Genomic DNA, 14,762 nt, shown 5'->3' on the forward strand with positions numbered 1-14,762 from the left:
GACTCAAGTCGCCGTTCGTTTTTCCTCCCTGCTCTAAAGAGACAGAGCTTCCAAACGTATCGGAGATTTTACGTGAACCAAGAATCCCTGTCCCTTTAGGGCGGGGAGTGTCAACCTCGCAACATCCGCAGGCCGTTGAGCGTCACCAACAGGGTCGAGCCCTCGTGACCCAAAACCCCCAGCGGCATTGTCAACCCGGCGATAAAGTTGACGCACAATAACACGGCGATGGACGCCAGGGCGAAAGCGATATTTTGCTTGATAATCCGCTGGGAGCGGCGCCCGATCGCGACGGCTTGCACCAATTTTTCCAGGCGATCGGCCATCAGCACCACGTCCGCCGTTTCCAGGGCCACGTCCGTCCCCGCACCCCCCATCGCGATGCCCACGTCCGCCCGGGCCAGGGCCGGGGCGTCGTTGATGCCGTCCCCCACCATCGCCACGGTCCCGCAGGTTCGTTGGAGATCGGCGATCGCATCCACTTTATCTTCCGGAAGCAATTCGGCGAAGACGCGATCGATACCCAGAGAATCCGCGACGCTGTTCGCCGTGGCGGTGTGGTCCCCCGTCAGCATGACGATACTTTCGATTCCCATCTGTCTGAGGGAGTCCAGCAACGCCGGGGCCTGGGTGCGGATCTGGTCGGCCACCGTGACGATGCCGAGCAATTCGTCGTCAGAAACCACCCAGATCGCCGACTGACCCTCGGCCTGGAACTCCCGCTCGCGATCGCGCAAAATTGCCGGAATCTCCACCCCCTCCGGACAGGCGAAAGCCACCTTCCCCACCCGGACGGTTTTTCCTTCCAAATTGCCCACGATTCCCAACCCCGCTTTCGCCTGGATGTCGGTGCCGGGAATCAAGTCCAAACCCCCCATTTTCGCCCGGTTGACGATCGCCTCGCCGATGGGATGTTCCGAATACACCTCCAGAGATGCGGCCAATTGCAATACCCGATCTTCCGGGACTCCGGGCGCCGGAATCACCGCCCCCACCTGCACCTGTCCGGTGGTGAGGGTTCCGGTTTTGTCGAATGCGATCGCCCGCACCCTCGCCATCCGTTCCAATTGCGTCCCGTCCTTGAATAAAATGCCGTTTCGCGCCCCGTTCGCGATCGCCGATAATAAAGCGGGCATGATCGCCGCCATCAACGCGCAGGGGGAGGCCACCACCAGAAACACCAGGGCCCGATAAATGGTCGTTTCCCAATTCCACCCCAGCAAAACCGGCGGCAGCGTCCCCAGCAAAATCCCGGTGACGACGATCGCCCTGGCATACCCCCGCTCGAACCGCTCCAAAAACTGCTGGGAGGGCGGTTCGGTGGTTTGGGCCTGTTCCACCAGGGAGATCACCCGGCGGATGAGGCTGCTTTCCGGGGATTTGTGGATCTCGAGGGTGAGGGCGCCCGCGCCGTTGACGGTGCCGCCGAACACCTCGTCCCCGGCGGTTTTCTCCACCGGCATGGATTCCCCGGTGATGGGGGCCTCGTTGAGGGTACTCGAACCGGAGGCGATGAGGCCGTCGGTGGGGACGAATTCCCCCGGTTTCACCAAAATGCGATCGCCCACTTGCAAATCCGAGGTAGACATCATTTGTTCCCGGTTGTCGCGGAGAACCCGGGCCGTGTCCGGGGCGATCTGCATCAGGGCCCGGATGTTGCTGGCGGTGCGTTGGGTGGCGATGGTTTCCAGGGCGCCGCTGAACGCGAAGATCAAAATCAGGATCGACCCGTCCACCAATAAATGATAGTCTTGCTGCCACAGTCCCAGTCCGGCGGCTCCCAGGGCGGCGACGATCATCAGCAAATCGACATCCAGTTCCCGCTCCTCCCAGAGGGTGGTCAGCCCTTCCCGGGCGCTCTCGTACCCGCCGATGACGTAACCCGCCAGGAGTATCCACACCCCCAACCCGACCCAGTTTCCTTGCAGTGCGGCCCAACCCAGGAGGGTGAGGAGGGCGCAGGCGATCGCGGCGGCGGCGTCGGGGTAGGTTCGCAGCCAGGAGGCGATCGGGAATGTCGGGGAGGTGCGGTGATATTGATTGGAAAGTTCGTGAGCCATGATCGGGGTTGTCGGTCTTTAACCCCATCACCCTAAACCCTGACACTAATGTTAATGTCAAGCTATCGAGTCAGGATTCGCCCATGTCCTCCTCCCGCTCCCCCGAAGGGCCGGCATTGACCATCACGGAACTGACGAAAGCCGTCCCGGGGAATGTCACCCCCCGGATGGTCCGGCACTACCACAAAATCGGCCTGCTGCCGAATCCGGCGCGATCGCCGAGCAATTACCGCCTGTACACCCGGGCCGATGTCGGGCGGCTGCGGCGGATCGTCGCCCTGAAACAACAGGGATTTCGACTCTCCCACATCAAAGAAATTCTCGACGCGGAATCTCCCACCTCATCGGCCGAAAACCTGACCGCACAGTTGCGGGACCACTATCAGAGCGTGTTGAAACAACTCGCCCAACTGCGGCAGACCGCCTCGGCTTTGGAGGGGTTGCTGGGGCGCGATCGCTCCTGTCAGGAACGGCAGGCGGAGGCTTTGGCCCAACTGCGGTTGCTCGAAGCGGAAACCCGGGCCGAGCGATCGCGCATCGAGGACCTCTGGTGCCACTTCGATGCCGGTGTCGCCGGACATCCCGAAAACTTCCGGGAGGGGTTGCAGCAGTTGCTCCCCGACCTCTCGGGGCGATCGGCGATCGAAATCGACCTGATCTCGCAACTGATTTTAGCCTGCGGCGACGTCAGTTTGGCCTATTTTGTCCGGTTGAGTCCCGACGCCATCCAAGCGGCCCGTTCCGCCTTGAAAGCCGGTTGTACTGTCGTGGCGGACGTTCGGCCGGTGGCGGCGGCGTTGGATACGGTGCGGCTGACCCATTTGGGTTGTAAATGGACCAGTGCGATCGCCGATCCCCACGTCGAAACGGCGATGGACGCGGAGCGGGAATTCTGGCGGACTCCCGAATGGTACGATCGCATCCAGAGCGCGATCGAGGGCAATATTTTCGTGTGCGGATACGCCCCCTCAATTTTGATGAAACTCTGCGAATCCATCGAAGCCGGACATTGCAAACCCGCACTGGCGATCGGTATGCCCCTCGGCTTCAGCCACGCCCCCGCCGCCAAGCGGCGCCTGATGTCCCTGTCAATTCCCTACATCACCACCGAGGGAACGTTGGGAGGGGGACTGCTGGCCGCCGTGGCGTTGAATTCCCTGGCGGCGTCTTTGATCGAAAAACCCGACTGTCACTGTTATTTGGGGGAATAGGGAATAGGGAATAGGGAATAGGGAATAGGGAATAGGTAATGTAGCAATTTTCAATTCCATGAGGCACGCTTACCCATTCAAAGTCCCCCTTGTTAAGGGGGATTTAGGGGGATCTTACGTATCTCATATCAAATCCGGTTGAATGCTCGGAACCAAACGGGTTGGATATCGAGACCGCTTGGGAATCAATTCCCAAGCTAACAGCTCAAATCATCTGAAGATGATTGGGGAGTTAGTGCGGCTGAATAACCGAATTTGATATATTGATGAATTAACCTCCAAATAAAAACCATTCCCAAAAACTGAAGCTGCGATTTTTTTGACAATTTTTAGAGGGTTGTTTTGTGAATTTTTGATGATCGAGTTTGGGATGATAACCCTGGCTGTGAAGAACCCGTTGCATCGCCGTTATCAACCGTTCTTCTGGCGGGGTGTTTAAAGACCAACGGAGTTCCAACTGTTCGGTATCGCGATCGAGTAAAGTCGCCAGTAAAATTGGCGGTGTTGTCGGATAGGAATCGCCGAACAGCAATAATAACTCTAAGCCATTCAGGTCGAGACATCCGGCCAGAAGATCTTGTCCTTCCAATTGTTTGGGAAACAGTTGGGGAGGGCGATCGATTCCCAAGGATCGCTGCACCCGTCGCAGGTCAGTTTCTACGAGATTGGAAAGAGAGGATAAATGTTGCATGAGGGTTCAATCCGATTCATTACAAGAGATGCTTGATTCGTGATATGGATAGTTTTATTGGAAAGTTGAGTCGGAGATGTTCTCAGTCATTTTGCCAACGTTCCTGGGGAATTAAATCTGCAATACGATCGCGGAGTAGATAGTCATTCAATTCCAATTCCCGCCGGAAATCGGTGCGATCGCGATCGGGAATATAAGCCAGTAAGGTATCAATCGATTGATGGCGGCTGACGATTCCCTGTTGCACCAAATAACGGACATCTTCCCGGATCGTGTCGATGCTGTAAGTGGTCGAAGGTCGAGCGATGCTAGTAACCATTTTTTCCTCCTGGGATTATCTGGAGATGGGAGTCAATTCTGGGGCGAACTGTTCGCCCCAATTTCGGATTAAGATAATTGACGCAAATATCGCCGATCAAATGATGCTGGGCGTGTCAGGAAACAGTTCTTCCCACTCTTTTCGGAGTTCCCGAACCAGGCGAGTGTCGCCCCGTTGTTGGGCTTTTAGGAGGCGTTGACAGAGGCGATCGCGCAAATGTTTTTTTTGGGTGGCGATCGCTTCCGCCTGAACCTCGCGATGTCGTCGCTGGTCGGGGGTTTCTACCCGTTCAACTCGATGGGAGGACGAGATGGAGAAATAGGGGCGTTGCCGGTGAGAATAGGGGGGAATAAATGTCCGACCATAATTCACGCCGGACTTTTGGAGTTTGCTGGGGTGAGAGGAATTCGATTTCATCTTTACTGACTCCTTATCAATTTGTCGGACAGGTACGATTTGGCACGATGGGGATGGGGGCGAGGCTGAATCCCCGCCCCATCCGATACCGAGTGACAGAAGAATTGAACCCGTGCTAGAATACAGCTATCTTCTGAATCAGCACGCTACTTGTTCTTCTTGTTTTGAGCCATTTTCAGCGCTTCGATGGCTTTGCCTTCGGTGCTTCCATAGCCTTCATTGCCTTTGGAGTCGCTGGCGCGGTAGCTACCAGACCAGGTTTTGCTCGTTCTGAGAGTTTCAGAAGCCATGAGATGTTCTCCTTATACAGTTCACTTTGACTTGAGAGGCGTTACTTCCTCTATGTTTTTACTATCGCCCGTATCCGAAGAAAAAAACATGGGGAATTTGTGGGCAATTTTTTGTGGGGTGCGTGTGGGGAATTTGTGGGTTACAGTTTAGCCAGTCGGGGTGCAAGAAGCTATGGATGCTGAAACCGCTCTCAAATTTATAGAAGATTTGCTGATCCGTCAATTTGCGTATCAGTTAACTGAGACCGAACAAAAAATATTTAAAGGATCATGGGAAAATTTGAGCTATGACAAAATAATGGATGAGTTTAAAATACATAATGATGATGCAGAATTTAGAAAGGTTGGGAGTGCACTTTGGAAGCGAATTGGGAATTTATTTGATCTTCCAGACGGACAAGTTACGAAAAGAAAATTTAGGGGAATTGTTGAACAGCAATGGAGACTGAAACAAGAACAAGAACTCGACATATCGGATCATCCGACAATTAGTCCACCGCAAAATATTGAGCGGTTGACGGATCGGGATTTTGTGGGACGGGAAGAGGCGATCGCGGACTTGGATCGTTTGGTGGAAAGGGGTGCAACCTGTATCTTGATTCAAAGTCCGGGGGGTGTGGGAAAAACGGTTTTGGCGGAGCGATACTTGACGCAACGCTTCAGTCAGCCTCCGCTGCGGTTTGATATTGCAAAAGATGCCAAAAATATTAACTCGGCGGAAGGTTGGATCGAACAAAATTTGCGGAAGTTGGGGGAGGAACCGGGACGGGAATTTTTGGTGTCGTGCGATCGCCTGCGGGAGAAGCTACAGTCTGAGGCGATCGGGATATTAGTCGATAACCTGGAACCCGCGTTAGATAAAGATGGGAAATTTATCGCCGATCATCGCAGTTATGTGGAATTGTTGCGGGTATTGTGCGATCGCTCTCTCAAATCCCTAACGTTGATTACCAGTCGGGAACGAGTTTGCGAAAGTTTGGATATCGTACTCTATCCGTTAAAAGTTCTGAGTGTGGAGGCTTGGCGGGAATATTTTAGTCAACAAGAGTTAAATGCAGATTCTCCGGTTTTAGCGGAAATCCATCAAGCTTATGGTGGGAATGCTTTGGCGATGAACATTTTGCGTGAACGGATTGCTTTAGATTACGAGAGAGATATTGAAGATTACTGGGAGATTCATTATACCGAGGAAGGGGTATCGGTGGAAACGGCAGTTCACAATTTGCTCGTCGAACAATTTGGACGCCTAGAAAGTGTTGATCTGATGGCTTATCAATTACTCTGCCGGATGGGGTGTTTTCGGTATCAGGATGTGCCAACTGTTCCCAGAGATGGGTTATTGTGTCTATTATGGGATGTGCCGAAAAGAGACGCTTCAGGTGCGATCGAGAGGTTGTGGAAGCGCGGTTTAATTGAGCGTGTCAATCGTGAGTATAAGTTACATCCTTTGATTCGACAAGAAGCGTTTGAACGATCAAAAATTAGTGAAGATCGGGAAAAGGCAAACCGAACAGTGGCAAGGTTTTGGACACAAATTGTTGATACTATTGATACAGGAAAGGATGCAATTACGGCTCTTGAGGCGTACTATCATTACTTGCAAATCGAAGATTTTAATGGTGCGGCAGATGTAATTGCTACAGAACGCGATCATATTTATGAAATGGGTGAACCGTTAGGCTGCTCGTTTTATAGATTGGGTTTATTGATACAAATAGAGCAAGCAATAAACGCGATCAAAGATAAGGTTAAAGTGAGCTTCTCCTTGGGCAGACTCTATAATGTTTTGGGAGACACATATTGGATGATGGGAAGACTTCAAGATTCTCTGTTCGCTCACAAAAAATTAGCAGAAATTGCTAAAAAACTTGAAGAGAGTTACAAAAATGACGAAAAAGACCCCAAAATTTATAGGCTTTATATCGTTTCTTTTTTGAGTCAAGCATTGTGCAAATTGGAATTACTTGAATTTGAAGAAGCTATCGAGCTATTGGAATTTCATATATCATTGATAGATCGGTCAAAAAGTCTTCCAATTTCTGATGTTTATTCTATGTTGTCATTTTGTTATTCATCGATCAATGAAAGCGCAAAATCTCAAATTTTTTTAAAACGATCAATGAATGATTTTGATCGGGAGTTTGACCGAATAAGCTCCATACAAGCCGGAATATGGTACACCAGTTATTATTATATTTTTACGGGTAAGACTTGTTATAATTTAAAAGATATTGACGGAGCCAAAACTCAGTATAACACAGCAATATCATTTGCTGATGAAACCAACTATTTACAGGTGAAAGCAAAAGGGTTTATGGGACTGGGCGAGATTTATATGAGATCCGATGTGTCAACGGCATTAAACTATCACGATGAAGCGACAAAAATTTTAGAGAAAATTGGTGCAAAATGCGACTTAGCTGAAGCGTATTATCAACTGGGTTTAACCTATCAAGTAATGGGAGAAATCGCAAATAGCCAAGATTATTTTAACAGAGCGATCGCACTTTGGGAAAAAATTGATGCGCCCCTACAAATCGAACGAGTCCGGCGATCGATGAATCATTTATCCTAAACAGACAATTCGTTTATCTGTCAATATAACTCAAACAAGCGAGAATATCTTCTCGGGTCAAATACGGAAAATCATCGAGGACTTCTTCGTAAGTCATGCCCGATGCGAGATATGACAACACATCATAAACCGTGATTCGCATTCCGCGAATGCAAGGTTGACCGCTGCGCTTTCCGGGTTCGATGGTGATCCGATCGCGATCGTTCATCATTTCATTGACCACAGCTTAAAAAGAACAACAATCGGCAACAGGAAAATTAATCCGTGTCATGCGCGATCGCTGCTGCTATAATCATAAATTGTCAATTTTTCCCTACCCACTCTACAGGAGACAGCGAAATTGCCGACTCTCGGAGTCAATATCGACCACATTGCCACGATCCGACAGGCGCGGCGGACGGTGGAGCCCGATCCGGTGGCCGCAGCCGCGATCGCCGAATTGGCGGGAGCCGACGGCATCACGGTGCACCTGCGGGAGGACCGGCGCCACATCCAAGATCGGGACGTGCGGCTGCTGCGGGAAACCGTGAGAACCCACCTCAACCTAGAAATGGCCGCGACGGATGAAATGGTCGCGATCGCCCTCGATATCAAACCCGACTATATCACCCTCGTCCCCGAACGGCGGGAGGAAGTCACCACCGAAGGGGGTCTGGACATCGCCGGACAACTGGCCCGGATGACGGACGTGGTGGGCACCTTGCAGGGGGCGGGAATTCCCGTCAGCCTGTTTATTGACGCCAACCCGTCCCAAATCGAAGCCTCGGCGGCGGTGAAGGCGAAATTCATCGAACTGCATACGGGATGTTACGCCGAAGCCTCCGGAGAGGCGGAACGGGAAAAGGAACTGACCGTTTTGGCCGACGGATGCCGGTTGGCGATCGAAGCCGGACTGCGGGTGAATGCGGGTCACGGCCTCACCTACTGGAACGTCACCCCCGTCGCCCGCCTAAAAGGTATGGAAGAACTCAACATAGGCCATACAATAATAAGTCGCGCTGTTCTCGTCGGCCTCGATCGGGCCGTGCGGGAAATGAAACAGGCGATCCTCGCCTGAGTCAACCCATTTATTCCAGGTTCAAATGCAAACTTATCATTACGTCTTGGCCAGCAAACACTTCCTCCTCGAAGAGGAACCCTTTGAAGAAGTCCTGCGGGAACGCACCCGCAACTACCAGGAACAGGAAAAGGCGATCGACTTTTGGCTGGTGGTCGAACCCGCCTTTTTAGAGGCGCCGCAAATGGCGGAAATTAAGGCGAAATGCCCGAAACCCGCCGCCGCCGTCGTCTCCACCAACCCCCAATTCATCACCTGGCTGAAACTGCGGTTGGAACACGTCATCACCGGAGAATTCCAAGCTCCCTCGGAGAGCATCCCGGACCCGATCGCATCCCTGACAACGGTTTCGTAGGGAATGGGGAATGGGGAATGGGGAATGGGGAATTTTGACTTTCCCTACACCCTACACCCTACACCCCACACCCTTCTTCCGATACAATGGCGGGCAAAAGCGATCGCGAACATAAACTATGGCTACAGGTCAAATTGGTGTGAGACAGTGGTTTGCCGGGATGGGTTCGCTGGGGGTCGCCCTGCTGGGTTTGGGATTCGGCGCCCAACCGAGTCCGGCCCAGACGGCCTGCGAACCCCCGGAAGCGGGCGAATATTTGCTCCTGATCGTCAGCGAAACGGCGGAAAAACAGGCGATCGCCCGCGATGCCCTCCCCGACGATATCGAAAGCGATGTCTGTCGCTACATCGATGACGTGGTGACGCGGGTCGGCGGGTTTGAGGATATGCTGATCGCGGAAGACTGGGCCGCTTATTTCGAGGATACGGCGGGACTGTCGGCCTACGTCATCGAGCCCGACGTGGCGGCAACTCCCAGACCCCCTGCCGGCCGGGTGGTGCGGCGATCGCCCCCTAGTTCCCGATACGACCCGGAACCCCTCGGCTCGGGTTATGCGGTGCTGGTGGACTATTTCAACCGCCCGGAAATTGCCGCCCAAGTCGAACGGGCGATCGGCCAACAAATCGCCCTGGTTTCCTACGGCCAGCGCCCCTATTTGTTGGTCGAATACAGTGCCGAAGCCGAGGACATTCTCGACACCTTTGAAACCCTCAACGAGCGGGGATTTTGGCCTCTGGTGGTGGATAGCAGCCGCGTCACGATTCTCAGATCCGGTTTGGTTTTGGGGGATTGAACGGTTATCGCGATCGGCAATAGAGCTTCGTCGCTTCGCCATCTCAAATCCGGTTATCCCCTCCTCAACCTCCCCAATCATTTGAAGATGATTTGATCGGGTAGGGGTGACTGGCTTGCGCCCTCTGGAATTGATTCCCAAGCGGTGCGGATATCCAACCCATTTTTTTCCGGGCATTCAACCGGATTTGATTGAATTTTTTACAAAAGTTTACAATTATTTCCAGTCAATTCTAATAGGGAACGATAAAAAACTTGAAAACTCTGAGATCGATTGACTTCAGGGGTCATATGTTGGGCAATATCGCCAGATGCTTTATATTTCTCCAGCCCTCCTTTATGATATCCCGCCCTTTTCAGAACCCGTTCTAAGGCTTCCCAAGTACGGTTTGCCTGTTTTTCCCCGCCGCCAGTGCAGCCATTCTTCGGCAATGAAAGGGCGATTATTTTCTTCATTGATGGCGAGATGATAGGTGATTAAAGGTGATTGAGAGGTTTCTTTATATTTGAATTCAATGACAATGCAGCCTTCACTATCTCGGGTGCGGAGTTCCCGAAATCTACCCCGCCTATCCCAGGCTTTTCTGAGGCTTTCGGTGAAGCATTCGGACCGAAATGCAAACACATCGAAAATCGTCGATTTTCCGCTGCCGTTGGGTCCCAAAAATACGGTCAGTGGGGTGATTTTTTTTAATTCTATATCGTGTAATGCTCGGTAATTGGTAACTTTAAGATATTCTATTTTTGGAATGGTAATCATCATTTCCTTGCCTAAGTCTTTAAAGCCCCCCTAGCCCCCAATTTTGGGGGGAACAAGAAAGTGGCTCCCCTCGCCCAGTATTGGGAGAGGGGTTGGGGGTGAGGGCGAGTGTTGTTAAACCCCGCACCGCATCAGCCGCGCTAAGAAATAGACCGCCATTTTCGCGCCGTAGGCCGATCGCCACCAGTTCGACGGATGGCATCCCGGAGGGGCGGAAAGGCTGAAATTGAGTTGTTCGTAAGGGAGCCATTTCTTCTCTTCGCGCCACCCCAAGCGATCGCCCACCCGCGCCAACAAATCCAGGTCAATATTGGAGATGTCGTCCGTCCCCCCCGCTTCGGTGTAAATCCGCCGTTGGACGCTGAATCCAAACTGGTTATTGCTGTATTTCAACCACAATTGATCGAGCAAATGGAGGGCGCTGCATGGGAACAACATCACCTCGTCCGGTTTGAGATTGTCGTGCTTGGGTTGGTTGGCGATTTCCAACATCACCCGGGTTGTTTCCAAGTCGGCTTCCCGCCAATTTTTCGCCTCCAATAACTCCCGCAACTTCCCGTAACGGAAAGTGTCGCTCATCAGCAACACCACCTGATCGAGGGTTTTTTCGAGTCGGGCGACCCGTTCTTCGAGGGAAGCCGGGGGTTCGGTGGGGTTGAGTTCCTGGGCGTGTTCGGACATGATCTAAAGTGACTCGCGATCGACAAATTGAGAAATTGAGAAAGTAGAAATTTACGTTTCTCCTTGGGGTTCGGGGGGGTTGCGATCGATCCGCAACACTTCATCCGGGGCAGATTCGAGATCTTCGGCGATGGGTGGGTTCTCGCCGATCGCCTCATCCTCGTGGTAGCCGTTCGACTGCGCCTTTTTGCGACGACGGGGCAGGCGTTTTTTCAATCCCCCGCCGTTGGAGCCGTTGGGACCCGAACCGTCGGATTTGTCGGCCTTCTCGCCTTTCAGGAACCGTGCCTCCAGGTTCTTGATGGCGATGTAGAGGTTGGGGGTGATCAGCAAACTCAGCAGCGTCCCCACCAGCATCCCGCCGAAGATCGCCGTTCCCAAAGACCAGCGGCTCGACGCTCCGGGGCCGGAGGCGACCACCAGGGGCCAGAACCCGATCAGGGAGGAGATCGCCGTCATCTGAATGGGGCGGAAGCGCTGTTCCGCCGCCTGGGTCGCCGCCTGTTTGATGTCGAGGCCTTTGTCCCGCAGTTGGTTGGCGAATTCCACGATCAGGATCGAGTTTTTGGAAGCCAGACCGATCAGCATCACCAGCGCCACCTGACAGTAAACGTCGTTGGTGACGACGGGCCAGAGAGTCCCAGCCATGATCACGTTCGCCCGCAGCCAGATGGCGGCGAGGGCTCCCAGAACCGCCAGGGGGACTGCCAGCATGATGATCGTGGGGTCGATGTAGCTTTCGTATTGGGCCGAGAGCACCAGGAACACCATCACGAAGCCCAGGCCGAAGATGATGGGCGCCGCGCCGCCGGACGCCTTTTCCTCCAGGGCGCTGCCCTGCCAAGCGAAGCCATAACCGGGGTCGAGGACTTCCCGGGCCGCCTCTTCCATTGCAGCGATCGCCTGTCCGGAACTGTATCCGGGGGCGGGGTTGCCCTGAATCCGCATCGAGCGGTAAATATTGAAGTGGGTGATAATTTCCGGCCCGACGAAATCTTCAAATCGAACCAAATTTCCCAGGGGAACCAAATCGCCGTTCCGCGATCGCACATAGAGGCGATCGATGTCCGACGGGTCGGCGCGAAACTCCGCCTCCGCCTGGGCCGTGACCCGGTACTGGCGCTGTCCCAACACGAAGTCGTTGACGTAGGACGACCCCAGATAGATCTGGAGGGTGCTGAACACGTCCCCGATGTTGACATTCAAGGCCTTGGCGCGATCGCGCAGCACCTCGATCTTCTTCTGGGCCTTAGCCGCCGAAAACTGGGTGAACGCCCCCCCCACCGCCGGATATTGGTCGGAATTCAGGGCCGCCACCAGCCGGTTGCCGTTCTCCACCAGTTGCGAAATCGGCAGGTTGCCACTGCGGTCTTGGATCTGCATTTCCACCCCGCCGGTATTGCTCATCCCCTGCACCGGGGGGGCGTTGAGGGCGAAGGCCTGCAACCTCGGGATTTCCCGCAGGGCGCCGTTGACCCGCCGCAGCACCCCGTAAACCGATCCATCTTGCCCGGGCCGTTCGTCCCACGGTTTCAGGCCGACGAACATCACCCCCTGGGACGGGTTCTGCCCCTCGAAGCCGAACCCGGCGGCGCTGAACGTCGATTGCACCTCCGGCTGCTCCAAAACCGCCTCGATCACGTCTTCCGCCGCCTCGGCCGTGTAGTTGAGGGACACCCCGTCCGGCGTCTGAAAGACGATCAAAAAGTATCCCTGGTCTTCTTCCGGGACGAAGCCGCTCGGCACCCAGCCGTACATCAGCACCGTCAGCACCAACCCGCCGACGAACAGTCCCATCACCAGGGTATTGATGCGGACGAGAAATCGGATCGCCTTGCCATATTGATTTTGCAGCCAATTGAAGCCCCGGTTGAAGTTCCGGAACAGCAATCCCAGGGGTCCCTGGGTTTCCCTTTGGGGGCGCAACAGCACCCCGGCCATCGTGGGGGAGAAGGTGAGGGCGTTGAACGTCGAACACAGCACCGCGAAGGCGATGGTGAGGGCGAACTGTTTGAAGATAATTCCCGTCGTGCCCGGGAAGAAGGACACCGGGATGAACACCGCCATCAGCACCAGGGAGGTGGCGATGGTGGCCCCGGTGAGTTCCTGCATGGCGTCGAGGGCCGCCTGCCGGGGTTTCATCCCCTGGTTGATTTTGGTGGAAACCGCCTCCACGATCACGATCGCATCGTCCACCACCAGACCCGTCGCCAGGGTGCAGGCGAACAGCGTCAGGGTGTTGAGTTGGAATCCCATCACCATCAACCCGGCCATCGCCCCGATCAGGGCCACCGGAATCGCGATCGCCGGGATCAGGGTGGTTCGCCAATCTTGTAGGAAAATAAAGATCACCAAAATCACCAGCGCGATCGCCTGAAACAGCGTGATCACCACTTCCTGCAGGGAGGCGTTGATAAATAAAGTCGTGTCGAAGGCCGTCTCATATTTCAATCCCGGCGGAAAGGATGCGCTCAACTCCGCCACCTTGGATTTCACCGCCGCCGCCGTTTCCAAGGCGTTGCTCCCCGGACGCTGGTAAATCGCGATCCCCACCGCCGGCCGGTCCCTGAACCGGGCATCGACGTTGTAATCCTGGGCCCCGAGTTCCGCCCGGCCCACATCTTTGAGCGTGACGAGGCTGCCGCCCTCCCCGACGCTGAGTACCAAATTTTCAAATTCTTTTTCATCCCGCAGCCGACTCACGGCCTGCAGCGGAATTTCAAACCGCTGTCCGGGGGGTGTGGGGGATTGGCCGATTTTTCCCGCCCCCACCTGGATGTTTTGTTCCCGCAGGGCGGCGACCACATCCTGGGCCACCAACCCCCTCGCCGCCATTTTTTGGGGGTTGAGCCAAATTCGCATCGCATAGGTTCGTTCCCCCAACAGTGTCACCTCCCCCACCCCCGGCGCCCGGGTCAGTTCGTCGGTGACGCTCAGATCGAGATAGTTGCTGATAAAAATTTCATCATACAAATCCCGCCCCTGGTCGTCCGTTTCGGAGTAAAACGCCAGCACCAACAAGATATTGGGGGAAGAGGCCCGGACCGTGACGCCCGTCTGTTGGACGATATCCGGCAAGCCCGGTTCGGCCTGGGAAACCCGGTTGTTGACGTTGACTTGGGCGATATCCCGGTCCACGTCCACGGGAAAGGCGACGGAAATGTTGGAGACGCCGTTATTTCCCGTGTTGGAGGAGATGTATTTCATGTTTTCGACGCCGTTGATCTCCCGCTCCAAGAGCGTCGTCACGGTCGTCTCGGTGGTCTCCGCGTCCGCTCCGATGTTGACGGCGGTGACGTTGATTTGGGTGTTGGCGAGCTGCGGCAGTTGGGAGATGGGCAGCAGCGGGATGCAGATGACGCCCACCAAAATGATCAAAATGGTGCAGACCGTCGTCAGGACGGGGCGCTTGATGAAGGTGCTGACAAATAAGAGCATAAGCGGTTGGGGACGGGTAGTGGGGTCGGCCGTTCGGGAGGCATTCTCGGAGGGAATCCGCTCGATATCCACGGGGTGCGGCCGGCCAGAGAGCATTCCCCCGCTGCCAATTTCTG

Annotated in this window: 15 protein-coding genes; 5 read left to right on the top strand and 10 right to left on the bottom strand. The window is 54.4% G+C overall.

From position 1 onward, the window contains the following. Positions 1-110: 110 nt before the first annotated feature. Complete coding sequence (locus LKE08_RS08130) at positions 111-2,060, bottom strand: heavy metal translocating P-type ATPase (protein WP_324703714.1); 1,950 nt, start codon at positions 2,058-2,060, stop codon at positions 111-113. 83 nt (positions 2,061-2,143) lie between these two features. Here LKE08_RS08130 and LKE08_RS08135 point away from each other — a divergent pair, with 83 nt between their 5' ends. Further along, the gene (locus LKE08_RS08135; protein WP_324703715.1) at positions 2,144-3,271 is read left to right on the top strand and encodes a precorrin-8X methylmutase; all 1,128 of its coding nucleotides are present in this window, start codon (positions 2,144-2,146) and stop codon (positions 3,269-3,271) included. Between the two features lie 271 nt (positions 3,272-3,542). Here the strand turns inward: LKE08_RS08135 and LKE08_RS08140 are convergent, their stop codons facing one another. The 4 genes from LKE08_RS08140 to LKE08_RS08155 form a co-directional block, all read right to left on the bottom strand. After that, positions 3,543-3,962, bottom strand: coding sequence for a hypothetical protein (locus tag LKE08_RS08140; RefSeq protein ID WP_324703716.1), 420 nt, complete (start codon positions 3,960-3,962; stop codon positions 3,543-3,545). 82 nt (positions 3,963-4,044) lie between these two features. Next, on the bottom strand, positions 4,045-4,281 hold the full coding sequence (locus tag LKE08_RS08145; RefSeq protein WP_324703717.1) for a DUF4327 family protein: 237 nt from the start codon (positions 4,279-4,281) through the stop codon (positions 4,045-4,047). A gap of 96 nt (positions 4,282-4,377) precedes the next feature. Further along, positions 4,378-4,698, bottom strand: a complete 321-nt coding sequence (locus LKE08_RS08150) for a hypothetical protein (protein WP_324703718.1) — start codon at positions 4,696-4,698, stop codon at positions 4,378-4,380. A 146-nt stretch (positions 4,699-4,844) separates the two neighbouring features. Then, positions 4,845-4,988 (bottom strand): hypothetical protein, encoded by a 144-nt coding sequence (locus tag LKE08_RS08155; RefSeq protein ID WP_324703719.1) that lies wholly within the window; start codon positions 4,986-4,988, stop codon positions 4,845-4,847. A gap of 172 nt (positions 4,989-5,160) precedes the next feature. Between LKE08_RS08155 and LKE08_RS08160 the strand changes: the two genes are divergently transcribed. Then, positions 5,161-7,563 (top strand): hypothetical protein, encoded by a 2,403-nt coding sequence (locus LKE08_RS08160; protein ID WP_324703720.1) that lies wholly within the window; start codon positions 5,161-5,163, stop codon positions 7,561-7,563. 13 nt (positions 7,564-7,576) lie between these two features. Here the strand turns inward: LKE08_RS08160 and LKE08_RS08165 are convergent, their stop codons facing one another. Then, positions 7,577-7,771, bottom strand: coding sequence for a DUF433 domain-containing protein (locus LKE08_RS08165; protein WP_324703744.1), 195 nt, complete (start codon positions 7,769-7,771; stop codon positions 7,577-7,579). Between the two features lie 132 nt (positions 7,772-7,903). Between LKE08_RS08165 and LKE08_RS08170 the strand changes: the two genes are divergently transcribed. From LKE08_RS08170 to LKE08_RS08180, 3 genes are all read left to right on the top strand, one after another. Beyond that, positions 7,904-8,620: a pyridoxine 5'-phosphate synthase gene (locus tag LKE08_RS08170; RefSeq protein ID WP_324703721.1), complete on the top strand. Its 717-nt coding sequence runs from the start codon at positions 7,904-7,906 to the stop codon at positions 8,618-8,620. 25 nt (positions 8,621-8,645) lie between these two features. Then, positions 8,646-8,975, top strand: a complete 330-nt coding sequence (locus LKE08_RS08175) for an MgPME-cyclase complex family protein (protein ID WP_324703722.1) — start codon at positions 8,646-8,648, stop codon at positions 8,973-8,975. Between the two features lie 118 nt (positions 8,976-9,093). Continuing rightward, positions 9,094-9,768, top strand: a complete 675-nt coding sequence (locus LKE08_RS08180) for a hypothetical protein (protein ID WP_324703723.1) — start codon at positions 9,094-9,096, stop codon at positions 9,766-9,768. Positions 9,769-9,968: 200 nt separating this feature from the next. Here the strand turns inward: LKE08_RS08180 and LKE08_RS29260 are convergent, their stop codons facing one another. From LKE08_RS29260 to LKE08_RS08195, 4 genes are all read right to left on the bottom strand, one after another. Further along, the gene (locus tag LKE08_RS29260; protein WP_375341409.1) at positions 9,969-10,223 is read right to left on the bottom strand and encodes a DUF4276 family protein; all 255 of its coding nucleotides are present in this window, start codon (positions 10,221-10,223) and stop codon (positions 9,969-9,971) included. Then, a complete protein-coding gene (locus LKE08_RS08185; RefSeq protein ID WP_324703724.1) occupies positions 10,105-10,530 on the bottom strand; it encodes an AAA family ATPase in 426 nt (141 codons plus the stop codon). The genes LKE08_RS29260 and LKE08_RS08185 overlap by 119 nt, the downstream gene beginning before the upstream one ends. A 111-nt stretch (positions 10,531-10,641) precedes the next feature. Next, complete coding sequence (locus LKE08_RS08190) at positions 10,642-11,208, bottom strand: GUN4 domain-containing protein (protein WP_324703725.1); 567 nt, start codon at positions 11,206-11,208, stop codon at positions 10,642-10,644. Between the two features lie 51 nt (positions 11,209-11,259). After that, positions 11,260-14,646 (bottom strand): efflux RND transporter permease subunit, encoded by a 3,387-nt coding sequence (locus tag LKE08_RS08195; RefSeq protein WP_324703726.1) that lies wholly within the window; start codon positions 14,644-14,646, stop codon positions 11,260-11,262. Between the last annotated feature and the right edge of the window lie 116 nt (positions 14,647-14,762).

Origin of the sequence: Lyngbya sp. CCY1209 (genome assembly GCF_035615495.1) — a bacterium.
Taxonomy (GTDB): domain Bacteria; phylum Cyanobacteriota; class Cyanobacteriia; order Cyanobacteriales; family Microcoleaceae; genus Limnospira.

Coding starts and splice junctions, on each gene's coding strand:
- LKE08_RS08130 (WP_324703714.1), bottom strand. CDS start 2,060: ATGGCTCACGAACTTTCCAATCAATATCACCGCACCTCCCCGACATTC.
- LKE08_RS08135 (WP_324703715.1), top strand. CDS start 2,144: ATGTCCTCCTCCCGCTCCCCCGAAGGGCCGGCATTGACCATCACGGAA.
- LKE08_RS08140 (WP_324703716.1), bottom strand. CDS start 3,962: ATGCAACATTTATCCTCTCTTTCCAATCTCGTAGAAACTGACCTGCGA.
- LKE08_RS08145 (WP_324703717.1), bottom strand. CDS start 4,281: ATGGTTACTAGCATCGCTCGACCTTCGACCACTTACAGCATCGACACG.
- LKE08_RS08150 (WP_324703718.1), bottom strand. CDS start 4,698: ATGAAATCGAATTCCTCTCACCCCAGCAAACTCCAAAAGTCCGGCGTG.
- LKE08_RS08155 (WP_324703719.1), bottom strand. CDS start 4,988: ATGGCTTCTGAAACTCTCAGAACGAGCAAAACCTGGTCTGGTAGCTAC.
- LKE08_RS08160 (WP_324703720.1), top strand. CDS start 5,161: ATGGATGCTGAAACCGCTCTCAAATTTATAGAAGATTTGCTGATCCGT.
- LKE08_RS08165 (WP_324703744.1), bottom strand. CDS start 7,771: ATGAACGATCGCGATCGGATCACCATCGAACCCGGAAAGCGCAGCGGT.
- LKE08_RS08175 (WP_324703722.1), top strand. CDS start 8,646: ATGCAAACTTATCATTACGTCTTGGCCAGCAAACACTTCCTCCTCGAA.
- LKE08_RS08180 (WP_324703723.1), top strand. CDS start 9,094: ATGGCTACAGGTCAAATTGGTGTGAGACAGTGGTTTGCCGGGATGGGT.
- LKE08_RS29260 (WP_375341409.1), bottom strand. CDS start 10,223: ATGAAGAAAATAATCGCCCTTTCATTGCCGAAGAATGGCTGCACTGGC.
- LKE08_RS08185 (WP_324703724.1), bottom strand. CDS start 10,530: ATGATGATTACCATTCCAAAAATAGAATATCTTAAAGTTACCAATTAC.
- LKE08_RS08190 (WP_324703725.1), bottom strand. CDS start 11,208: ATGTCCGAACACGCCCAGGAACTCAACCCCACCGAACCCCCGGCTTCC.
- LKE08_RS08195 (WP_324703726.1), bottom strand. CDS start 14,646: ATGCTCTTATTTGTCAGCACCTTCATCAAGCGCCCCGTCCTGACGACG.